This window comes from Ancylobacter lacus (genome assembly GCF_018390635.1).
Classification (GTDB): domain Bacteria; phylum Pseudomonadota; class Alphaproteobacteria; order Rhizobiales; family Xanthobacteraceae; genus Ancylobacter; species Ancylobacter lacus.
Genome location: NZ_JAHBGE010000057.1, coordinates 123,270 through 145,346 on the forward strand (window position 1 = coordinate 123,270; position 22,077 = coordinate 145,346).

Below are 22,077 nucleotides of genomic sequence, written 5' to 3' on the forward strand. Positions count from 1 at the left end.
CCTATGAATTCGGCCGGAAAAGCGTCGCCGCCCCCTCGACAATCGGAGTGCGAGGCTCTTGGATTGCCGCAGCTGCGAACAGCAGCCTGCGAACCGATCCCGCGAACAGATCACGGCCTGGCACCATGTCGCTCCCCGATCCCAGCTTCCTCCTCGCCCGCGCGCCCGTCGTGCCGGTGGTCACGGTGCCGAGCGTCGCGGCGGGGGTGAAGCTCGCCCGCGCGCTGGTGGAGGGCGGCCTGCCGCTCATCGAGGTGACGCTGCGCACCGAGCCGGCGCTGGAGGCCATCGCCGCCATCGCCGCCGAGGTGCCGGACGCCATCGTCGGCGCCGGCACGGTGACGCGGCCGGAACTGGTGGAGAAGTCGATCGCCGCCGGCGCCCGCTTCCTCGTCAGCCCCGGCGTGACGCCCGCGCTGCTGGAGGCCTTCGCCGAGGCGCCGGTGCCCGTGCTGCCCGGCTGCGCCACCCCGTCCGAGGCGATGACGCTGCACGCCATGGGCTTTTCGGTGCTGAAGCTGTTCCCGGCCGAAGCCGTGGGCGGCGCCAATCTCATCAAGTCGATCGCCGCGCCGCTGCCGGACCTGCGCTTCTGCCCGACCGGCGGCATCGGGCCGGACAATGTCGGCAAATACCTCGCCCAGCCCAATATCCTCGCCGTGGGCGGCTCCTGGGTCTGCCCCCACGACCTCGTCACCATGGGCGACTGGGAGGCGATCGTCGCCCTCTCCCGCGCCGCCAGCAAGCTGCACCGCGCCGCCTTCCCGCTGTGAGCCGGCCGCGGGCGCCGCGGCGGCACGGCGCCCGCCTCAGCCCGCCGGCCAGGTTTCCTTCCACAGCTTCATCACCTCGCCGCGCAGGGCCGGCGGCGGGTTGCCGAGCGGCTTCTTGGCGCCCGTCACCGAGACGATGCCGAAGAGTTCACGGGTCTCCGGCCGATAGAGCACCATCATGGCATTGTCGCCGCAGTCGTGGGGCTTGCAGACCGCCACCAGGAGATAGCGGGTACCGGCGAGGGAGACGGCCTTCTGCTGACCCGGCCCCTGCATGTCGACCAGCCAGTCCTCGCGGCGGGCGAGCGGACCGAGCACCTTGAGATAGGCCGCCCTGAAGCCGGCATCGCTCATCGCGTCCTTGTCGGCGAAGGCGTCGACTGTGCTGGCCTGGCCGGACACCGGCGCCGCGGGCGCTGCCGGCGGCGGCGCGGCAGCGGTGGCGGTGGCAGCGGTGGCGGTGGCAGCGGCGCCGCAACGGCGCAGCGCGGCCTTGCCCTCGGGCACGCTGGCGGCGGCGTCGAGCGCCTTCTCGGCGGCGCTGAGGCCGTCTCCGCCCATGCTCCACAAGCCGTCGCCCTTGACCGAGACGATCAGCCCGTCGCCCCCGCCGTGCAGGGCGTAGGAGATCGAGTCGTCGTCGGGGCCCATGTAGTTCGTGATCGCATTGGCCCGCGCGAACGTCCCCGCCCCCGCCGCCGTGTCGAGGCGGATCGCATCGGCGGCGATCGTCACCTTCGGCTTCAGCGTACAGTCGCCTTTCGGCGCGAAGTCGCCATGCGTCGCGGGGAACAGCGCGAGATCGGGGTTGGGAGGTCCGGCAGGGGCTGACGCGGCAGGGGCTGGCGCGGCAGGGGCTGGCGCGGCAGGAGCCGACGCAGCGGATGGCGGTGGGGCGACGGGCGGGACCGCCGGCTTGGCGGTCGACGCCTGCGCTGCCGCGTCGGCGCAGGGCGTCGCCACATAACCATGCCCGTCGAACCGCCAGACCGGCTGGCAGCCCTTCGCCTGCAGGGTGAAGTCGGCCCAGCCGCGGGAGCGCGTACCGAGCGGGCGGATGACGCCGGGCACCTTCGCCACCACGTCCCAGTCGCCGGCGGCGTTCCGGTGCAGAACAAGCGACTGGGTGCCGGGATCGGGGTAGCAGGCGGGGTCGATATCCTGCGTCACCGCCTCGCCGGAACCGTCGCCATCGAGGTCGATGAACATCACCCGCGGGTTGGTGGGATGGCCGCAGGCATTGAGAATCTTGCCCCCGGCCGCCGAGATGCCCGCCGCCGTCATCAGCTTCATGGTGTCGGCCTGATCGCGCAGCTGCGCCGCGGCAGGGCCGGCGGGCAGGAGGAGCGCCAGCGCCGCGAGCGCCAGGGTCGGGACCGGCGGAACCGCAAGGGCCGGGTTCAGGCGCGGGAAGGCCATGGGCAGAAGCTCCGCACTCCCGCGGGCGGTGCGGGTCGGGACACGATAGCCGGGCGCGAGTTGGCTGCCAGCCCGGCGCCGCTGCGACCGATCGCACCGATCCGGCGGGGCCATGGCGTTCACACCGGGCGCCGCCATCCGAAGCGCTCGCTGCGGCTCATGGTGATGCCGCGGGTCTCCAGCCAGCGGACGACGACATGCACCAGCACCATCAGCGCGGCGAGCCACGCCAGCTTCTCAACGGTGAGGCCGCCCGCGACGATGCCCCAGGCGGCATAGACCCGCTCGTCACCACCCGGCAGATACACCGCCAGGGTCGGCAGCAGGACCTCGTTGAGCGCGATGGCGAGGCCGACGACGCGCACCCAGTGGCGCGCCACGCGATAAGCCGGGTATCGCGCCGCCCGGCTCTCCGGGTACAGCGCGACGAGATAGATCGGGATGCAGATCAGCACCGAGATGACCAGGTTGTTCAGGCCTTCGTCGGTATAGAGGTCCACGCCGAGATAGAGAGAAACCGCGTAGGCGATGACGGCGGTGATGATTCCGGCCACCGGGAAAATCGGCACCGCGACGACAAAGCCGATGCCGACAAGAATGGGAATGAGCGCCAGCAGAAACAGGCCGGGCATGGCGTCTCCGCCACCTCTGCCCACGGCCGGACGGTTGCGCCCCTCGCGCTCGGCGACGCCGCGATCATAGGCTTCGCGGTCGATCGGCACATGGTGCGTGTAGCCGTCGCGGCCGGCAATATAGTCAGGATCCAGATTATTGACCATGCCACCCCTGCCCCGCAGACACGCCTGATGACGGGAAACATCATCATCTGGCCCATCTGCGGCGGCAAGAGCGGTTGTGCCGGCGCGTCATGCATTTTACGGCGTGTGGAGACGCGCGAGGGCCGAAACCACCGGCCCTCGTGCTGATTACGTTAGGTCATCATCCGCCCGGTAGCCTTCCGGCTCCGCTGTTCATCCGAATACTTCCGCCCGATGGTCACGCGCGCCCGATGCCGGGGACGCGCGACCGGCATCAGAACGTCAGCGGCTTGGCCTGCTTCACATGCGGCAGCGCCTGCACCTTGGCCAGCACCTCGCCCGGCACCGCGCCGTCCACCTCGACCAGCGCGATGGCATCGCCGCCCTGACGGTCGCGGCCGAGCGCGAAGGTCGCGATGTTCACCCCGGCGTCGCCGAGCAGGCTGGCGAAGCGGCCGACGAAGCCCGGCTTGTCCTCGTTGGTGACGTAGATCATCGAGGGCGCGAATTCGGCGTCGACCTTGATGCCCTTGATGTCGACCATGCGCGGGCGGCCATCGGCGAAGACGGTGCCGGAGATCGAGCGTTCCATCCTGTCGGTCACCACCGTCAGCGTCACCAGGCTCTCGAAGTCGCCGGTGGCGGCGCGGGTGGTCTCTTCCACCACGATGCCGCGCTCCTTGGCGATGCTGGGGGCGGAGACGACGTTGATGTCCTGCAGCGCCGGGCGCAGCAGGCCGGCCACCGCGGCGGAGGTCAGCGCCTTGATCTTCAGCTCCGCCGCCGCGCCCTCATAGGTGATGCGCACGGTCTGGATGTCGGTGTCGGTGAGCTGGCCGGCGAAGGAGCCGAGCTTTTCCGCCAGCTCGATGAAGGGCTTCAGCTTCGGGGCTTCTTCCGCCGTAATCGAGGGGAAGTTCACCGCGTTGGAAATGGCGCCGCGCAGCAGATAGTCGCTCATCTGCTCCGCCACCTGCAGCGCCACATTCTCCTGCGCTTCCGTGGTGGAGGCGCCGAGATGGGGGGTGCAGATCACGTTGGGCAGGCCGAACAGCGGGTTTTCGGTCGCCGGCTCGGTGACGAACACGTCGAAGGCCGCGCCCGCGACATGGCCGCTCTTCAGCGCCTCGGCGAGCGCCGCCTCGTCGACCAGCCCGCCGCGGGCGCAGTTGACGATGCGCACGCCCTTCTTGGTCCGGGCGATCGCCTCGGCGGAGAGCACGTTGCGGGTCCGCTCGGTCAGCGGGGTGTGCAGGGTGATGACATCGGCCCGGGCGAGCAGGTCGTCCAGTTCCACCTTCTCGACGCCGAGGTCGAGCGCCCGCTCCGGCGAGAGGAAGGGGTCGTAGGCCACCACCTTCATCCTCAGCCCCAGCGCGCGGTCGGCGACGATGGAGCCGATATTGCCGCAGCCGATGATGCCGAGCGTCTTGGCGGTGAGCTCGACGCCCATGAAGCGGTTCTTCTCCCACTTGCCGGCCTGGGTGGAGGCGTCGGCGGCGGGAATCTCGCGGGCCAGCGCGAACATCATGGCGATGGCGTGCTCGGCGGTGGTGATGGAATTGCCGAACGGCGTGTTCATCACGATCACGCCCTTGGCGGTGGCGGCCGGGATGTCGACATTGTCGACGCCGATGCCGGCGCGGCCCACCACCTTCAGCTTCTTGGCATTGGCGAGAATCTTCGGCGTCACCTTGGTGGCCGAGCGGATGGCGAGGCCGTCATAGTCGCCGATGATCTCGGCGAGCTTGTCCTTGTCCTTGCCGAGAGCCGGCTGGAAATCGACCTCAATGCCGCGATCCTTGAAGATCTGCACCGCGGCGGGGGAGAGGGCGTCGGAGATCAGTACACGGGGAGCCATGGGATCAGGTCCGTTTGGGGATCGCCCGCAGCGGGGGCGGATCGGTCGTTCGGAAAGGGGTCCCGCCGCTGGCGGGAGGAGACGGCGAAGCGTTCGTCGGGCGCCCGCCCCTTCGCAGAGGGCGGGGAGAGGGTCTGCTCCAGCGGAAAGACGCGGCCGGGAGGAGGAAGCCAATTTTCCGTCGGAGCACCGCATCGGCCCCTTCGCCGCCTCCTCGCGTCAGCGGCGGGGAAGCGGAGAGGCGATCAGGCGAAGGCGGTCAGGCGGCGCGCTTGAGGCCCGCCTTCGCCTCGGCATAGGCCCAGTCCAGCCAGGGCGTCAGCGCCTGCAGGTCGGCCGCCTCCACCGTGGCGCCGGCCCAGATGCGCAGGCCCGCCGGGGCATCGCGATAGGCGCCGATGTCATAGGCGACGCCGGCCTTTTCCAGCGCGGCCGCCAGCGCCTTGGCGAAGGCTTCCTGCGCCTCCGCCGGCAGCGCCTTCACCTCGGGGTCGGCGACGACGAGGCACACGCTGGTGTTGGAGCGGTTGGCAGGATCGCGGGCGAGGAAATCGACCCAGCCGGTGGCCTCGACCCAGTCCGCCAGCACCTTGAAATTGGCGTTGGACCGGCCGACGAGGCCCTTGAGCCCGCCGAGCGACTGCGCCCATTCCAGCGCGTCGATATAGTCCTCGACGCAGAGCATGGACGGGGTGTTGATCGTCTCGCCCTGGAAGATGCCCTCGATCAGCTTGCCGCCGGAGGTGAGGCGGAAGATCTTCGGCAGCGGCCAGGCCGGCACATAGCTCTGCAGCCGCTCCACCGCGCGGGGCGAGAGGATGAGCATGCCGTGGGCCGCCTCGCCGCCGAGCACCTTCTGCCAGGAGAAGGTGACGACATCGAGCTTCGCCCAGTCCAGCTCCTGCGCGAAGGCGGCGGAGGTGGCGTCGCAGATGGTGAGGCCCTGCCGGTCGGCGGGAATGAAGTCGCCATTGGCGACCCGCACGCCGGAGGTGGTGCCGTTCCAGGTGAAGACCACGTCATGGTCGAAATTCACCTGCGCGAGATCGGGCAGCTCGCCATAGCCCGCCTTCAGCACCCGGGCATCCTTCAGCCGGAGCTGCTTCACCACATCGGTGACCCAGCCCTCGCCGAAGCTTTCCCACGCCAGCATGTCCACGGGGCGGGCGCCGAGCAGCGACCACAGCGCCATCTCCACCGCCCCGGTGTCGGAGGCGGGAACGATGCCGATGCGGTAGTCAGCGGGGATTTCCAGAACCTCCCGGGTGAGGTCGATGGCGCGCTTGAGCTTCGCCTTGCCGACCTTGGCGCGGTGGGACCGGCCGAGCGGCGCGCCGCTCAAGGCCTCCAGCGTCCAGCCCGGACGCTTCGCGCAGGGACCCGAGGAAAAATTGGGGTTCGCCGGCTTCGCCGCCGGCAGAGCGTTCGTCGTCATCTGTGCCATCCTTCCAGATGGGAAGCCCCTCGGTGGGGAGGGGTAGCCCGACGAAACGACTACTCCCGGACGGTCGGCGGCGTCAAGAGGCGTGCGGCGGGCTCTCCGCCGATGCCCGGCGACCGGCACGGCAAGGCCGGCGCCAAACGCAGAACGGCGCCCCCGATGGGGCGCCGTCCGCAGGTCCTTGAGGATGATAAGCCGGCTCAGTAGGGCGAGACGCACTGCTGGCGCGGCCCGTTATAGGGCTGGAAGGTGTTGTCGCTTGCCCGGTAGGAGCGGTACTGGCTCTGGCACCACGCGACATGGCCACCGCCGCCGGGGGCCGGGGCGTAGCTCGGCTGCGCCGCCATCGCCCCGCCGATCAGCGCGCCCGCGGCGAAGGCGCCCGCGGGAAACCACCAGCCATTATACTCCTGGTAGCCCGGCCGGTAGCGCGAGTAACCGCGATGGCCATTGTAGTAATGATTGCCGCTACGGTTGTAATAGCCGCGATTATAGTTGCGGGACTGGTAGCGCGGCTGGGCGTGGTGCCGCGGCTGGTAGGAGCGCTGCGCCATGCCGGGACCGCGTCCCTGGCCGCCGGTGTGCACATAGGGCCGGCCATCAGGCCCCATCTGCTTCCAGCTCGGCTGGGCGAGCGCACCGGAAACCGAGGCGGTCATGAGGGCGGCGGCCGCCGCGGCGAGCAGAGCGAACTTCTTCATGCGTTGCCTTCCGTCATTCATCGGCACGCCCGGCGCCAGCGCCTTACGTGCGGGGATGTGTCGGGGGGACAATGCGCCAGGGGGCCGGAAGGTGCCGCAGCGGCCTTCACGAAAACGTCAGAAGGCCGGTATCAGGCCGGTTTTTCCCGCATCAGCGCGCCGCTACGTCAGGGGTATTTTACCTTTGACAGCTAGAGTCGTGCGCTATAGCCCTTTTGAGGGGCGAGTAAACAAGTAGTGGGCAAGGCAGTCCTTAACGAGACGATAAGGACCGTTTCGGAACATTGTTTATGGCTTCCACCACGATTGAGGCGAATTTTACCTGGAGTGATGCGGCGCGCTCCAGCGCGGCGGAGGCGTGGGCCGGCCTTGGCGGCCACCGCGTGCTGTATGTCAGCGACAATCTCGGTGTGCCGGCCCACGCCCGCGGAATCTTCAACTACAGCGCCGGCATACTGGCCGGCCTCGCCAGCCTCGGCGTGCGCACCACGCTGCTGGTGGAGGCCCGCCCCGGCTTCGGCCTGCCCCCGCAGGTCGAGGCCGTGCTGCCGCCCGAGGCGGCGGCCGTCGCGCGGCTGGCAGAGATCTACCGCTTTCTCGGCTCATGGGCGCCCGAGCCTGCCCCCGGTGCCGCCCCCCAGCCGGCGCCGCCGCCGAAGCGGCCGCGCTGGCTGGCACGGCGCGCCCGCCAGTTGCGCCGGCTGACCGAAGGCCCGCGCCGGCTCATCGAGACGCTGCGCCGCCGCAGCGTGCCGGTCCGCACGGGGATCGTGGCGAACCGCGCGGGGCAGCTCGACTTCCTGCCGCCCAATCTCGACCATCTCGCCCATGTCGAAAGCTTCATGCTCGCGCCGAAGATCTATGCCGCGGCGAATGAGGCGGCCACGCAGAGCCAGCCGGCGCCGCTGCTCGACGCCCGCGGCTTCGCCGCGGTGATCCTCGACTGCCCCCACCACATCCGGCTGGTCGCCGATCCCGCGACGCGGATCATCGGCGTGGTGCACGACCTCATCCCGCTGACCGACCCGCAGATGGACAGCGGCACCCGCGCCAGCTTCGCGAACCGGCTCAGCACGATGACGGCCATCGCCCACCATCTGGTCTTCGTCTCGGAGACGACGCGGCAGAATTTCGCCCGGCTGTTTCCCGCTGCGGCGGCGCGGCTGGACTCCAGCGTCGTCTTCCCGCCGCTGCGCCGCGAAGCGCTCGCCGCCGCCCGGCGGAACGGCGGGCCGGAGGTGGGGGCGGACACCGCCGGCGCGGCCGCGGTGCCGAGCTTCGTCGCCATCGTCTCGGACGAAGCCCGCAAGAACATCGACCGGTTGATCGAGGCGTTCATCGAGCTGGGCCCGGTGGCGCGCCTCGTCCTGATCGGCGGGGTCGGACCACGGCTGCGCCAGCGCCTGAAGGGCGACCCGCGCGCGGCCCACATCCAGCTCGCCGGCTTCCTGGCCGATGCCGAGAAATTCGCCCATCTCGCCACCGCCGCCGGCGTCATCATGCCGAGCCTGTCCGAAGGCTTCGGCCTTCCCATCGTCGAAGGCGCGCTGTTCGGCCAGCCGGTGCTGTGCTCGGACCTGCCGGTATTCCGCGAGATCACTGCGGGCCACGCCCTGTTCTTCGATCCCCGCTCCACCGCCGACATCGTCCGCGCCCTGCGCGAACACCTCGCCGGCCCGGCCCACCTGCCGGGCCAGGCGCAGGCGCTGCAGCGGCTCTGCCACACCAGCTACGGCCCCGAGGCGACCATGGGCCGGCTCGCCCGCCTCCTCGACCTGCCGCAGGCCCGGGACAGCAGCGCGACCGCCCCCGCCGCGTCGCTGGCGGGCGCGCGGGAGCCGGCCTCCTTCCACGGCGCGGCGGTGTCCACCGCGTGAGCGGATCGGCGCGGCCGGCGGGCTGAGACCCTAGCCCGCGCGGGCCGCGCGGGCGGCGGCCTCCAGATGCGGCGTCAGCGCGGGATCGAGCCGCAGCGCCAGCGCGAGGCGGGCGAGGAAGGCGCGCTCGGCGGTGGAATCAGGGTCGATCGCCAGCAGCGCGGAGATGTAGACCTCGGCCGCCTCGGCCTCGTTCGCCACCGCGCGGGCGATGTCCTCGACGCTGGCGGGGCGGGCGAGTTCGTCGGCGAGGAAGCGCGCGGCCTCATCCAGCGCGCCGGCGTGGTTTTCCCGCAGACGGGCGGTGATGGCGGCGCGCTCGGCCTCGTCGACATGGCCGTCGGCGAGGGCGGCGGCGATCATGGTGCGCAGCAGCGTCACCGGCAGTTCGCCACGGCCGGCGGCCTCGACGTCGAAGGGCGAGCCCGGCGGCGGCAGCCGCGCCGGCTCCGGCCGGTCCGGCGGCGCGCCGGAGGGCACCGGGGTGGCGGCCTGCTCGGGAGGATTGCCGCTCCGGTAGTTCTGGTAGGCCTTGTAGGCGAGGGTGCCGACCAGCGCGAGGCCGCCCAGTGTCACCGCGTTCTTGCCCAGCTTGCGGCCGGCCTTCGAGCCCAGCACCAGCGAGACCAGCGCCCCGGCCGCGGCGCCGGAGGCGAGCGAGCCGCCATTGCCGGCGAGATACTCCTTCGCCCGCGCCATCAGGTCGCCCGGTGCCGCGCCCGAGGCGCCCGAGGCGCCCGCCGTCCCGCCGGCGCGGCTCCAGGGCGTGACCGGGCCGCCCTGTGGCGCGGCGCCGCCGGGGGTGAGAAACTGGTCGAGCAGCCGCCTGGCGTCTCGTGTGTCGAACATCTGGCTCTCCTGCGCTGCCACCCCGCCACCTCGCGAGATATGAAGCCGCGCCACCTACCGCAAGGGAAGGGACCCCATCGCGCCACGCCTTCACCCGGCGGATGGCGCGGGAAAAGGGTTTGCGCGGTGTCGCATGAGTTCAAGCGCGCCCGTCCCGCAGCGGCAGCGGGCAACCGGAAGGCCCGAACCGGCCTGAGGGCCGGCAGCGCGGCCACGGGGGCGGCCCGGCCGATGTCGCATCGGTACAACGCCGCCGCCGCAGCGATGCTCGCCCTGCCCGGCGGTCTCGGCCAGCATGGCGGCCTGTTGAAAGCCCCGTGCGGCTCCCGGCAGGCCCGACGACGCCCTCCCGGCGGCGGGGCCCGGGTCGGCCGGCGCGGGGGCGGAGGCTCCGTTGCAGAAATTCTCAGGCTTCGCTCTGCTTCGAAACGCCCTTGGCGGCCACCAGTCCTGGGGGCCCCAGTGGCGCAACCCGGCGCCGAAGGAGGCGTATGACGTCGTGATCGTCGGCGCCGGCGGCCACGGCCTCGCCACGGCCTATTACCTCGCCAAGGAGCACGGCGTCACCAATGTCGCGGTCATCGAGCGCGGCTGGCTCGGCGGCGGCAACACCGGGCGCAACACCACCATCGTGCGCTCGAACTACCTGTTCGACGAGAGTGCGGCGCTCTACGACCACGCGGTGAAGCTGTGGGAGGGCCTGTCGCAGGACCTCAACTACAACGTCATGTACTCCGCCCGCGGCGTGCTGATGCTGGCCCACAACCACCACGACGTGGTGAGCTTCCGCCGGCATGTCCACTCCAACCGCCTCAACGGCGTCGACAATGAGTGGCTCACCGCCGAGCAGTGCAAGGAATTCTGCCCGCCGCTCAACATCAAGAGCATGCGCTACCCCATTCTCGGCGGCGCCCTGCAGCGGCGCGGCGGCACCGCCCGCCATGACGCCGTGGCCTGGGGCTATGCCCGTGCCGCCGACGCGCGCGGCGTCGACATCATCCAGAACTGCGAGGTCACCGGCATCCGCCGCGACGCCTCCGGCGCGGTCACCGGGGTCGAGACCTCGCGCGGCTTCATCGGCGCCAAGAAGATCGGCGTCGTCGCCGCCGGCCACACCAGCGTGGTGATGAACATGGCCGGCGTGCGCATGCCGCTGGAGAGCTACCCGCTGCAGGCGCTGGTGTCGGAGCCGGTGAAGCCGGCCTTCCCCACCGTGGTGATGAGCAACACCATCCACGCCTACATCTCCCAGTCCGACAAGGGCGAGATGGTGATCGGCGCCGGCACCGACGCCTACACCAGCTACAGCCAGCGCGGCGGGCTCCACATCACCACCCACACGCTGGACGCCATCTGCGAGCTGGTTCCCCAGTTCCGCCGGCTGCGCATGCTGCGCAACTGGGGCGGCATCGTCGACGTCACCCCGGACCGCTCGCCCATCCTGGCGAAGACGCCGGTTCCGGGCCTCTATGTGAACTGCGGCTGGGGCACCGGCGGCTTCAAGGCGACGCCGGGCTCGGGCCATGTCTTCGCCCACACCATCGCGAAGGACGAGCCCCACCCGATCAACGCGCCCTTCAGCCTGGAGCGCTTCCGCGACGGGTTCCTGATCGACGAGGCGGCGGCCGCCGCCGTCGCGCACTGACGGGCAGGAGACACCCATGCTGCTGATCGACTGCCCCTATTGCGGCCTGCGGCCGGAAATCGAGTTCCGCTATGGCGGCGAGGCCCACATCGCCCGCCCGGCGGACCCCTCCGCCCTCAGCGACCAGGAATGGGCCGACTTCCTCTACGCCCGCACCAACCCCAAGGGAAAGCACGCCGAGCGCTGGCGCCACATCCATGGCTGCGGACGCTACTTCAACGCGGTGCGCGACACGGTGAGCGACTTCTTCGTGACCACCTACAGGACCGGCGAATCCCGCCCCGAGACTGAGGAGAGCGCGCGATGAGCGGCGCCTTCCGCACCCCCACCGGCGGCCGCATCGACCGGCTGCACCCGGTGTCCTTCACCTTCGACGGCCGCCACTACAGCGGCTTTCGCGGCGACACGCTGGCCTCCGCGCTGATCGCCAACGGGGTTCACCTCGTCGGCCGCTCCTTCAAGTACCACCGCCCGCGCGGCATCATCTCGGCCGGCTCCGACGAGCCGAACGCGCTGGTGGGGGTCGGGCGCGACGAGGCGCATTTCACCCCGAACCTGCGCGCCACCCAGGTCGAGATCCACGAGGGCCTGAAGGCGGAGAGCCAGAACCGCTGGCCCTCGCTCGCCTTCGACGCCGGCGCGATCAACGACCTCGCCAGCCCGCTGCTGCCCTCCGGCTTCTACTACAAGACCTTCATGTGGCCGGCGAAGGCGTGGACGACGTTCTACGAGCCGAAGATCCGCGCCATGGCCGGCCTCGGCCGCGCGCCGGAGGCCCCGGACGCCGACCGCTACAGCCAGCACTACGCCCATTGCGACGTGCTGGTGGTCGGCGCCGGCCCGGCCGGGCTGGCCGCCGCGCTGGCGGCGGCGGCCACCGGCGCGCGGGTCATCCTGTGCGACGAGCAGGCGGAGATGGGCGGCTCGCTGCTGGCCTCCACCCGCTCGCTGATCGACGACCTGCCGGCGCAGAAGTGGCTCGCCGAAACCCTCGCTACCCTCGCCGCGCAGGAGAACGTCACCCTGCTGCCGCGCACCACGGCGTTCGGCTATTTCCCCCACAACATGATCGCGCTGGCCGAACGGGTGTCCGACCATCTCGCCGTGCCCGACCCCGAGCTGCCGCGCGAGCGGCTATGGCAGGTGCGGGCGAAGGAAGTGGTGCTGGCCACCGGCGCGCTGGAACGCCCGCTGGTGTTCCCCGACAATGACCGCCCCGGCGTGATGCTGGCGGATTCCGCCCGCACCTATGTGAACCGCTACGGCGCCCGGCCCGGCAAGCGGGCGGTGGTGTTCACCGCCTGCGACGCCGGCTACCGCGCCGCGCTGAATCTGGCGGCGGTGGGCGTCGAGATCGCCGCCATCGCCGATCTGCGCCCCTCGCCCTCCGGCGAGCTGGCCTCCCGCGCGCTGGCCGCCGGCATCGAGGTGCGCCCGCGCACCGTCGTCACCGGCACCAGCGGCCGGCTGCGCGTCACCGGGGCGACGCTCGCCCGGCTGGGCCCGCACGATCTCGGCCCCGCCCAGAAGGTGGACTGCGACCTCGTGCTGATGTCGGGCGGCTTCACCCCGAGCGTGCACCTGTTCTCGCAGTCCCGCGGCAAGCTGGTGTGGGACGAGACGCTGCGCTGCTACATCCCCGGCACCTCGGTGGAGCGCGAGCGCTCCGCCGGCGCCAGCCGCGGCCTGTTCGAGCTCGGCGAGGCGCTGGAAGACGGCTATGCCCGGGGCGCCGCGGCGGCGCAGGCGGCGCGCGGCGGCAGCGCCCCGGCGCGCAGCTTCGCCACCCTCGCGGTGCGGCTCGGCACGGACGGCCACATCGGCGCCACCCCGCACCGGCGCAACCCCGCCTTCGCCAAGGCCTTCGTGGACTGGCAGAACGACGTCACCGCCAAGGACATCAAGCTCGCCACCCGCGAGGGTTTCCGCTCGATCGAGCACATCAAGCGCTACACCACCACCGGGATGGCGACCGACCAGGGCAAGACGTCGAACATGAACGCGCTCGGCATCGTGTCCGAGGCGCTCAAGACGCCGGTGCCGCAGATCGGCCTCACCACCTTCCGCCCGCCCTTCACCCCGACCACCTTCGGCATCTTCGCCGGCGCGGCGCGGGGCGAGCTGTTCGACCCCGCCCGCACCACCCCCATCCATGGCTGGGCGGTGGAGAACGGCGCGCTGTTCGAGGATGTCGGCAACTGGAAGCGCGCCCTCGTCTTCCCCCGCGAGGGCGAGGACCTGCACGCCGCGGTCGCCCGCGAGTGCCGGGCGGTGCGCAGCTCGGTCGGCCTGTTCGACGCCTCGACGCTGGGCAAGATCGAGATCGTCGGCCCCGACGCCGCCGAGTTCATGAACCGCATCTACACCAATGCCTGGGCCAAGCTGGAGCCCGGCCGGCTGCGCTATGGCGTGATGCTGCGCGAGGACGGCTTCGTCATGGACGACGGCGTCATCGGCCGCATGGCGCCGGACCGCTTCCACGTCACCACCACCACCGGCGGCGCGCCGCGGGTGCTGGCCCACATGGAGGACTACCTCCAGACCGAGTGGCCCGACCTCGACGTGTGGCTGACCTCCACCACCGAGCAGTGGGCGGTCATCGCGGTGCAGGGGCCGAAGGCGCGCGAGGTGCTGGCGCCGCTGGTGGAGGCAATGGACATTTCCCGCGCCGCCATGCCGCATATGAGCGTGCGCACCGGCCGGGTGGCCGGGGTGCCGGCGCGGGTGTTCAGCGTGTCCTTCACCGGCGAGCTGGGCTTCGAGGTCAACGTGCCGGCCGAGCATGGCCGCGCGGTGTGGGAGGCGATCCACGCCTCCGGCCAGAAATTCGGCATCACGCCCTACGGCACCGAGACCATGCACGTGCTGCGCGCCGAGAAGGGCTACATCATCGTCGGCCAGGAGACCGACGGCACCGCCACCCCGGACGACGTCAATCTCGGCTGGGCGGTCGGCAAGGCCAAGAAGGACTTCGTCGGCAAGCGCTCGCTCGCCCGCGCCTCGATGAGCGCGCCGGACCGCAAGCAGCTCGTCGGCCTGCTCACCGTCGACCCCGGCGTGGTGCTGGAGGAAGGCGCGCAGATCGTCGCCGACCCCAACGTTCCGGTGCCGGTGCCGATGATCGGCCACGTCACCTCCTCCTACCGCTCGGCGGTGCTGGGCCGCTCCATCGCCCTCGCCATGATCAAGGGCGGGCGGGCGCGGATCGGCTCCCGGCTGTTCGTGCCGATGCCGGCCGGCGTCATCGAGGTCGAAGTGGCCGAGCCGGTCTTCTACGATCCCAAGGGAGAGCGGTTCGATGTCTGACACCCCCAACACCGGCACGCCCTACCCCATCGTGCCGCTGGAGGCGCTCGCCGCCGCCAGCCGCCCCGGCGTCGGCGCCAGCCTGCGCCTGCTGCCGGCCGCCGCGCGGCTCGCCTTCCGCGGTCGCGAGGCGGCGATCGGGCCGGCCGGCGCCGCCTTCGGCCTCGAGCTGCCGCGCACGGCCTGCCGCTTCGCCGCCGCCGGCACCCGCGCCGCGCTGTGGCTGGGGCCGGACGAGTGGATCCTGCTCGCGCCGGGCGAGAGCCCCGCGCCGCTGGTCGAGACGCTGGAGGCGGCGCTCGCCGGGCTCCCCCACGCGCTGGTGGACGTGTCCTCGCGCAGCGTCGGCATCGAGGTGTCCGGCCCCCGCGCCGCCTTCGTGCTGAACCAGGGCTGCCCGCTGGACCTCGCTCTGGAGGCCTTCCCGGTGGGCATGTGCACCCGCACGGTGTTCGCCAAGGCCGAGATCGTCCTGCGGCGGACCGCCACGGACATCTTCCTCATCGATGTCTGGCGCTCCTTCGCGCCCTATATCTGGCAGCTCCTCGAAGAGGCGCGGCGCGGGACCGGCTGAGCCGCCCCCGCCGGTCCTCGTGACACGCGCAGAAAGCCCCCGGCCACCCGGCCCCGGTTCCTGACGGCCGGGGCCATCGCTCTTCCGGCGAGGACGTTTCATGATCAGCGTGTTCGAGCTCTTCAAGATCGGCATCGGCCCCTCCTCCTCCCACACGGTGGGGCCGATGGCGGCGGCGTTCAGCTACGTCGAGCGGCTGGACCGCGCCGGCCTGCTCGGCGAGGTCGCGCGGGTCGAGGTGGCGCTGTTCGGCTCGCTCGCCTGGACCGGCAAGGGCCACGGCACCGACAAGGCGGTGATCCTCGGGCTCGCCGGCGAGCGGCCGCAGACGGTGGACCCCGACCGCGCCGACGCTCTGGTCGCCGAGGCCCGGCAGAGCCGCCGCCTCGCCCTGGGCGGGCGCCACGGCATCGGCTTCGACCCCGCCACCGACATCCTGTTCGACGGCGTCAGCGAGACCCCCAAGCACCCCAACACCCTCGCCTTCCGCGCCTTCGACCGGCGCGGCGCGCTCATCGCCGAAGAACGCTGGTGCTCGATCGGCGGCGGCTTCGTGGTGCCGGAGGCCGAGGTCGGCCAGCCGGTGCGCAGCGACGACGCGGTGCTGCCCTTCCCCTTCCGCAACGCCCGCGAGCTGCTGGCGCGGGCGGAGGCGGCGGGGCTCTCCATCGCCGAGCTGATGGTCGCCAACGAGCACGCCCGCCGGCCCGCCGCCGAGGTGGAAGCCCATCTCGACCGCATCGTCGCGGCGATGATGTCCTGCGTCGACCGCGGCATCGCCACCACCGGGGAGCTGCCCGGCGGCCTCTCGGTCAAGCGCCGCGCCAAGGCCATCCGCGACCGGCTCATCGCCCGCAATGCCCCGACCCCGCACGAGGTGATGGACTGGGTGAGCCTCTACGCCATCGCGGTGAACGAGGAGAACGCGGCGGGCGGGCGCGTGGTCACCGCCCCGACCAACGGCGCCGCCGGGGTGGTGCCGGCGACGCTGCGCTACTACCGCGACCACTGCCCCGGCGCGAACCGGGCGGGCATGCACCTGTTCCTGCTCACCGCCACCGCCATCGGCGCGCTGTTCAAGATGAACGCCTCGATCTCCGGCGCCGAGGTCGGCTGCCAGGGCGAGGTCGGGGTGGCCTGCTCGATGGCGGCGGCCGGGCTGGCGGCGGCGCTCGGCGCCAGCAACGAGCAGATCGAGAACGCCGCCGAGATCGGCATGGAGCACCATCTCGGCATGACCTGCGACCCCATCGGCGGGCTGGTGCAGGTGCCCTGCATCGAGCGCAACGCCTTCGGCGCCATCAGCGCGGTGAACGCCGCCTCGCTCGCCCTGCACGGCGACGGCACCCATGTGGTGTCGCTCGACAAGGTCATCGTCACCATGCGCGAGACCGGCCGCGACATGGCCTCGAAATACAAGGAAACCTCGCTCGGCGGGCTCGCCGTGAACCTGCCCGAATGCTGAAGCGCCCCATGTCCCCAGACGGGGCGGCATCGACCTTGCTACCGGACCCGGCAGATTTGCTATGCTACGGGCCGGAGTATGGAATGAACCAGCAGCGCCCCCCTCTTCCCGCCACCGCCCCCGGAGGCGCGCGCCCGGCCGCCGCCAGCGCGCCGGCGCTGAATGTCGGCTTCCTGCTGACCGACAATTTCACCCTGTCCGCCTTCTCGCTGTTCGTCGACCATCTGCGCCTCGCCGCCGACGAGGGCGACCGCTCCCGCCCCATACTGGCGCGCTGGCAGGTGATGTCGTCCAGCGCCGAGCCGGTGCGGGCGAGCTGCGGCGTCACCGTCTCGCCCACCGCGCCGCTCACCGAGCCCACCGCCTTCCACTACATCGTGGTCATCGGCGGGCTGCTGCATGGCGGGCCGCAGCTCGACGAAGCGACCATCGGCTATCTCAAGCGCGCCGCGCGGGCGGGCGTGCCGCTGGTGGGCATCTGCACCGGCAGCTTCGTGCTGGCCCGCGCCGGGCTGATGACCGGGCGGCGCTGCTGCGTCTCCTGGTACCACTACCAGGATTTCCTCGACGAATTCCCCCACCACACCCCGGTCGCCGACCGGCTCTATGTGATCGACGGCGACCGCATCACCTGCGCCGGCGGCGGCGGGGCGGCGGACCTCGCCACCGCGCTGGTGGAAAAGCACATCGGCCGGGCGGTGGCGCAGAAGAGCCGCCACGTCATGATGCTGGACCGGGTGCGGCCGGGCAGCGAGGCCCAGCCGCACCCGCCCATCGTCGATCTCGTCGCCGACGACCGGGTGCGCCGGGCGCTGATCCTGATGGAGCAGCACATCGCCGATCCCCTGCCGATCGCCGACATCGCCCGCCGGCTGCAGCTCTCCACCCGGCAGCTCGAACGGCTGTTCCAGTCGGTGATGGGCCAGCGCCCGGCGGAGTTCTACCGCCGCATCCGGCTGCGCTATGCCCGCTTCCTGCTGGACACCACCGCCCGCTCGGTGACGGACATCGCGCTCGAAGCCGGCTTTTCCGACTGTGCGCATTTCTCCCGCCAGTTCAAGGCGCTGCACGGCTTCACCCCGTCCGACGCCCGCGCCACCAGCCCGGCGGCGGCGCAGACCCAGGCCGCGCAGCGGCTATTTGAGTAACACCGCGCAGCGGCTCTTCGAATAACACGGCGCGGCGGCTGTTCGAGTAGCCGGGCGCATCCGTGGTTGCGGCCCCGGCCGGGGCGCCCGCCACCCCGCTCTCAGCGGATCTCGACATGGACATAGTCGCCGGTCACCGCCACGTGGCGGGTGGCGGCGGGCTCGTTCGGCCGGGTGGCATCCACCATCGCCGCCCGCGCCTCCACCCGCCAGGCCAGCGGCGCGGTGCCGGCGAAGCGCAGGGCGGCGTCGATGGCCCGCCCGGCGACCTCGACGCTGCCGGCGGTGGCCTCCAGCGCCTCGTCATAGCGCAGCCGCAGCGCGTCGCCGGCGAAGCGGGCGCGGGCGGCGGAGCCCGCCAGCTCGAGGTCGAACGCCCCGGCCTCCACCTCCACCGCGCCGAAGCGGCCCTCCAGCCGCGCCGAGGCCGCCGGCAGGCCGATGCGCACATCCACCCCGGCGGGCAGGTCGGCGTGCAGTTCCACCGTGCAGTCGCGGACCCAGAGGAATCGCGGCGCGCTGACCACCACCCGCAGGACATCGCCCTCCACCTGCAGGCGGCTGGCGGTCTCGCAGGGCTCGTGGAACCAGCTCGAATACCACCCGCCGAACCAGCCGTCGCGCCGCGCCACGATCTGCGCCCCTGTGGGCGCGCCCTCCCGGGCGGACAGCACGAGGCGGGCGGCATCGCCCGATATCTCCACCCGCCGCACGGCGGACAGGTCGGGCAGGCTGTCGGCGCGGGCGGCGGCGAACGGCACGGGCACGCCCAGCAGCACCGACAGGACCATCAGGCAGCGGGCGGCGCGGGGCAGGCGGGGAATGGGCATCGGGCGGGTCACGGCGGCGGTCTCCGGTTGGGAAAGCCGCAGCAGGCCCGCCACCGCCGCCGGCCGCGACCTGAAACGCGATCGAGGTCGACCTGCCCCGCGATTCGGGTCACATCTGCCGCCGTCACCCCGTGCTGCGCTCCCCCGATGATCTTCGTTCCGCTGCCCTTCGTGGTCTCCCTCCTGCTGCTCCTGCTGCTGGCGCGCAGCGCGCGCGGCGGCGGCGGCGCGGGCCGCCACCACGTGCTGTTCCTCGCCCTGCTCGCGGGCTACGCCCTGCAATCGGTGCTGGTGGGGCTGAACTGGGGTTACGGGATGCGTGTGGTGCTGCCGGTGCAGGCGGTGACGGCGAGCCTGCTGGCGCCGCTGGCCTTCCTCGCCTTCCGCAGCCTCACCGAGCCCGAGACGGCGGGGCCGGCGGGCGGGCCGGCGGTCTGGCGGTGGCGCGACCTGCTGCACCTGCCGGCGCCGCTCGCGGTGGCCGGGCTGTTCCTGGTCGACACCGGGCCGGTGGGGCCGGCCATCGTCGCGCTGTTCCTCGGCTATGGCCTGGCGCTGCTCTGGCTGGCGCGGCTGGGGCCGGACGGGCTGGTGGCGGCGCGGCTGGACGGGGCGGTGCGCTCCTACCGCGCGCTGGTGGTGACGGGCGGCGCGCTCATCGCCTCGGCGCTGATGGATGTGGCGATCAGCCTCGACCTCGATCTCGCCGGCGGCCGCCACGCCCCGGCGGTGGTGACGCTCGGCAATGTGCTGGCGCTGCTGCTGCTCGGGGCCGCAGCGGCCGCCGCCGAATCGGGCGCGGCGGAGGAGGCGATGGCGGAGGCGGAAGCCGCGCCCGGGGCCGGCACGCTGGCGCCCGCCGCCTCGGCGGAGGCCCCGGCCGCCGCCCCGGCCGGCGAGGACCACGCCCTCGCCGCCGCCGCCGACGCGCTGATGCTCCGCACCCGGCTCTACGCCGATGGCGAGCTTAATCTCGGCCGGCTGGCGCGGCGGCTGGGGCGGCCGGCCCGGCAGGTCTCGCAGGCCATCAACCGCGTCCACGGCCTGTCCGTGTCGCATTTCGTCAATGGCTACCGGGTGCGCGAGGCCTGCCGGCTGCTGGAGACGACCGATCTGCCGGTCACCCGGGTGATGCTGGAGGCGGGTTTTCTCACCAAATCCAACTTCAACCGCGCGTTTCAGCGCGTCACCGGCGCCAGCCCCTCGGCCTGGCGGCAGAAGGCGCGGGGCTGAGCGGGCTCACAGCCCGCTCGCCACCAGCAGCGCGCCGCCGCCGATGAGCGCCACCCCGAGCCAGCCCACGGCGGTGAGCCGCTCGCCGAGGAACAGCGCCGCGAAGATCGCCACCAGCACCACGCTGAGCTTGTCGATGGGGGCGACGCGCGAGGCCTCGCCGAGCTGCAGCGCGCGGAAATAGCAGAGCCACGAGGCCCCCGTCGCCAGTCCCGACAGCACGAGGAACAGCACCGCGCGCGGCGCCAGCGTGGCGAGCCCCTGCCAGCCCCCGGTCAGCGTCAGCATCGCCGCGAGGGTGACGAGGATCACCACCGTGCGCACGAAGGTGGCGAAGTCGGAGCCGACCCCGGTGACGCCGACCTTGGCGAAGATGGCGGTGAGCGCGGCGAAGGCGGCGGAGAGCAGCGCCCAGAGCTGCCAGCTGGCGAAAAGCGGCTTCATCGGAGGTCCGTGACGGCGGGCGGGAAGGGAGCGGCGGGAGGGGGTGGCGGCAGCCTCCGCCGCCCGCGCCCATCATCCTGCCACGGCGGCGGCGGTCGGGCGAGCGCGGCGGCGGGCGACACGCCGCCCGCGGCATCGCCCCGGCCTGCCTCGCGGTGCGGCATGCCCATGGATGCGCCGCAAATGTCGCCCACATGAAAGGACGCGTCGCATCCGTTAAAGTCGGCGGCGCGGTTTGGTCGAACAATTCCAGAAGACGCGCGACGGCCCGACGGGAACACGGGCACCGCAAACGCGCGAGGGAGATCCGCGATGCTCGACATGACCCACACGCCCCTCAAGGCGCTGGTCGCCCGCCGCAAGCCGGGCTTCAGCCTCGAAGCGCCGTTCTACACCAGCCCCGAGATTTTCGAGGCCGACCTCGACATCATCTTCGGCCGGCACTGGATCTTCGTCGGCGTCGAGCCCGATATCCCGGAGCCGGGCGACGCCATGTCGCTCGACATCGGCAAGAGCTCCATCATCGTCACCCGCGACGACGACAATGAGGTCCGCGCCTTCCACAATGTCTGCCGCCACCGCGGCGCGCGGCTGCTGCTCGACTACAAGACCACGGTGGGCAATCTCGTCTGCCGCTACCATTCCTGGACCTATGGCCTCGATGGCAAGCTGCTCCACGCCGAGCACATGGGCACCGATTTCGACAAGGCCTGCCACGGGCTGAAGCCGGTGCACGTGCGCTCGCTGGAAGGGCTGATCTTCATCTGCCTCGCCGACGAGCCGCCGGCGGACTTCGACGTCATGGCCGCCAAGATGGCGCCCTATCTCGCCCCGCACGACCTGCGCAACGCCAAGGTCGCGTTCGAGAAGGACATCATCGAGCCGGGCAACTGGAAGCTCACCATGGAGAACAACCGCGAGTGCTACCACTGCGCGGGCAACCATCCCGAGCTGACCGTGCCGCTCTTCGCCTATGGCTTCGGCTTCGCGCCCGAGGAGCTCGACGAGCACGAGCGCCAGGAAGCGGAGAACTACGGCAAGCTGCTGAAGGCCAGCCACCGCGAGTGGGAGAGCTGCGGCTTCCCCTCCACCATGATGGAACACCTCGACGACATGGTGACCGGCTTCCGCACCGAGCGCCTGCCGCTGGCCGGCGACGGCGAGAGCCACACCGCCGACACCCGCGCCGCCTGCAAGAAGCTGCTCGGCAAGATCAACGACCCCAAGCACGGCGCGCTGCACTTCTGGACCCAGCCGAATTCCTGGCACCACTTCATGTCGGACCACGCCGTGGTGTTCTCGGTGCTGCCGCTCGATGCCGAGCGCTCGCTGCTGCGCACCAAGTGGCTGGTCCACAAGGACGCGGTGGAAGGCGTGGATTACGACCTCGAGAACCTCACCGGGGTGTGGGACGCCACCAACGACCAGGATTCGACGCTGGTCGGCTACTGCCAGGAAGGCGCGCGCAGCCCGGCCTATGAGCCCGGCCCCTACTCGCCCCACACCGAGATGCTCGTGGACAAGTTCTGCAACTGGTACATCAAGCGCATGGACGCCCACCTCTCCGGCCGCGGCGACGACTGAGCCGCCGCCGCCTTCCGACACGACCGGCCGTCCTCCGGCCGCCTTCGGGCGGCGCGGGGGACGCGTCGTCTTGTGGCGCCGCCATAATGCCGGCAGGGTCGAGCCCGCCCACGCCGCGCCGGCCCGAGACGTTGCCCAAACCTGCCGCCAAACCTGCCCCCAAGACCTG

Annotated in this window: 18 protein-coding genes; 10 read left to right on the forward strand and 8 right to left on the reverse strand. The window is 71.7% G+C overall.

Going from position 1 to position 22,077, the window contains the following annotated elements; translation table 11 throughout:
- The first annotated feature begins 125 nt into the window (after positions 1 to 125).
- On the forward strand, positions 126 to 773 hold the full coding sequence (gene eda / locus KHC27_RS14440; protein WP_213340076.1) for a bifunctional 4-hydroxy-2-oxoglutarate aldolase/2-dehydro-3-deoxy-phosphogluconate aldolase: 648 nt from the start codon (positions 126 to 128) through the stop codon (positions 771 to 773).
- A 36-nt stretch (positions 774 to 809) separates the two neighbouring features.
- Here eda and KHC27_RS14445 read toward each other — a convergent pair whose 3' ends face one another.
- The 5 genes from KHC27_RS14445 to KHC27_RS14465 all read right to left on the reverse strand — a co-directional run bounded on the left by KHC27_RS14445 (position 810) and on the right by KHC27_RS14465 (position 6,953).
- Entirely contained in the window at positions 810 to 2,192 is a 1,383-nt protein-coding gene (locus KHC27_RS14445) for an Ivy family c-type lysozyme inhibitor (protein ID WP_213340077.1), read from the reverse strand.
- Positions 2,193 to 2,311: 119 nt separating this feature from the next.
- A complete protein-coding gene (locus KHC27_RS14450) occupies positions 2,312 to 2,971 on the reverse strand; it encodes a hypothetical protein (RefSeq protein WP_213340078.1) in 660 nt (219 codons plus the stop codon).
- A 253-nt stretch (positions 2,972 to 3,224) separates the two neighbouring features.
- Positions 3,225 to 4,811, reverse strand: coding sequence for a phosphoglycerate dehydrogenase (gene serA / locus KHC27_RS14455; protein ID WP_213340079.1), 1,587 nt, complete (start codon positions 4,809 to 4,811; stop codon positions 3,225 to 3,227).
- A 259-nt stretch (positions 4,812 to 5,070) separates the two neighbouring features.
- Positions 5,071 to 6,246, reverse strand: coding sequence for a phosphoserine transaminase (locus KHC27_RS14460; RefSeq protein WP_213340080.1), 1,176 nt, complete (start codon positions 6,244 to 6,246; stop codon positions 5,071 to 5,073).
- Positions 6,247 to 6,452: 206 nt separating this feature from the next.
- Positions 6,453 to 6,953 (reverse strand): BA14K family protein, encoded by a 501-nt coding sequence (locus KHC27_RS14465; RefSeq protein ID WP_213340081.1) that lies wholly within the window; start codon positions 6,951 to 6,953, stop codon positions 6,453 to 6,455.
- A gap of 290 nt (positions 6,954 to 7,243) precedes the next feature.
- On the opposite strand from KHC27_RS14465, the gene KHC27_RS14470 reads away from it, so the two are divergent.
- Complete coding sequence (locus tag KHC27_RS14470) at positions 7,244 to 8,830, forward strand: glycosyltransferase (protein WP_213340082.1); 1,587 nt, start codon at positions 7,244 to 7,246, stop codon at positions 8,828 to 8,830.
- Positions 8,831 to 8,860: 30 nt separating this feature from the next.
- Here the strand turns inward: KHC27_RS14470 and KHC27_RS14475 are convergent, their stop codons facing one another.
- Positions 8,861 to 9,679, reverse strand: coding sequence for a tellurite resistance TerB family protein (locus tag KHC27_RS14475; protein WP_213340083.1), 819 nt, complete (start codon positions 9,677 to 9,679; stop codon positions 8,861 to 8,863).
- Between the two features lie 394 nt (positions 9,680 to 10,073).
- Here KHC27_RS14475 and KHC27_RS14480 point away from each other — a divergent pair, with 394 nt between their 5' ends.
- The 6 genes from KHC27_RS14480 (at position 10,074) to KHC27_RS14505 (ending at position 17,817) form a co-directional block, all read left to right on the forward strand.
- The gene (locus tag KHC27_RS14480; protein WP_213340084.1) at positions 10,074 to 11,324 is read left to right on the forward strand and encodes a sarcosine oxidase subunit beta family protein; all 1,251 of its coding nucleotides are present in this window, start codon (positions 10,074 to 10,076) and stop codon (positions 11,322 to 11,324) included.
- Positions 11,325 to 11,340: 16 nt separating this feature from the next.
- Positions 11,341 to 11,631, forward strand: coding sequence for a sarcosine oxidase subunit delta (locus KHC27_RS14485; protein WP_213340085.1), 291 nt, complete (start codon positions 11,341 to 11,343; stop codon positions 11,629 to 11,631).
- Positions 11,628 to 14,630 carry a sarcosine oxidase subunit alpha gene (locus KHC27_RS14490; protein WP_213340086.1) on the forward strand — a complete coding sequence of 1,001 codons (3,003 nt, stop codon included), beginning with the start codon at positions 11,628 to 11,630 and terminating at the stop codon, positions 14,628 to 14,630. Before KHC27_RS14485 ends, KHC27_RS14490 begins: the two co-directional genes overlap by 4 nt.
- Positions 14,623 to 15,204 (forward strand): sarcosine oxidase subunit gamma, encoded by a 582-nt coding sequence (locus KHC27_RS14495; protein ID WP_213340087.1) that lies wholly within the window; start codon positions 14,623 to 14,625, stop codon positions 15,202 to 15,204. The genes KHC27_RS14490 and KHC27_RS14495 overlap by 8 nt, the downstream gene beginning before the upstream one ends.
- A 100-nt stretch (positions 15,205 to 15,304) precedes the next feature.
- Positions 15,305 to 16,669, forward strand: coding sequence for an L-serine ammonia-lyase (locus KHC27_RS14500; RefSeq protein WP_213340088.1), 1,365 nt, complete (start codon positions 15,305 to 15,307; stop codon positions 16,667 to 16,669).
- Between the two features lie 83 nt (positions 16,670 to 16,752).
- On the forward strand, positions 16,753 to 17,817 hold the full coding sequence (locus KHC27_RS14505; RefSeq protein WP_213340089.1) for a GlxA family transcriptional regulator: 1,065 nt from the start codon (positions 16,753 to 16,755) through the stop codon (positions 17,815 to 17,817).
- A gap of 101 nt (positions 17,818 to 17,918) precedes the next feature.
- On the opposite strand, the gene KHC27_RS14510 is transcribed toward KHC27_RS14505, so the two are convergent.
- Positions 17,919 to 18,659 (reverse strand): hypothetical protein, encoded by a 741-nt coding sequence (locus KHC27_RS14510; RefSeq protein ID WP_213340090.1) that lies wholly within the window; start codon positions 18,657 to 18,659, stop codon positions 17,919 to 17,921.
- A 135-nt stretch (positions 18,660 to 18,794) separates the two neighbouring features.
- Between KHC27_RS14510 and KHC27_RS14515 the strand changes: the two genes are divergently transcribed.
- Positions 18,795 to 19,880 carry a helix-turn-helix domain-containing protein gene (locus KHC27_RS14515; protein WP_213340091.1) on the forward strand — a complete coding sequence of 362 codons (1,086 nt, stop codon included), beginning with the start codon at positions 18,795 to 18,797 and terminating at the stop codon, positions 19,878 to 19,880.
- A gap of 6 nt (positions 19,881 to 19,886) precedes the next feature.
- Here KHC27_RS14515 and KHC27_RS14520 read toward each other — a convergent pair whose 3' ends face one another.
- Positions 19,887 to 20,324, reverse strand: a complete 438-nt coding sequence (locus tag KHC27_RS14520; RefSeq protein WP_213340092.1) for an EamA family transporter — start codon at positions 20,322 to 20,324, stop codon at positions 19,887 to 19,889.
- Positions 20,325 to 20,636: 312 nt separating this feature from the next.
- Between KHC27_RS14520 and KHC27_RS14525 the strand changes: the two genes are divergently transcribed.
- Positions 20,637 to 21,908: an aromatic ring-hydroxylating oxygenase subunit alpha gene (locus KHC27_RS14525; RefSeq protein WP_213340093.1), complete on the forward strand. Its 1,272-nt coding sequence runs from the start codon at positions 20,637 to 20,639 to the stop codon at positions 21,906 to 21,908.
- Positions 21,909 to 22,077 lie beyond the last annotated feature (169 nt).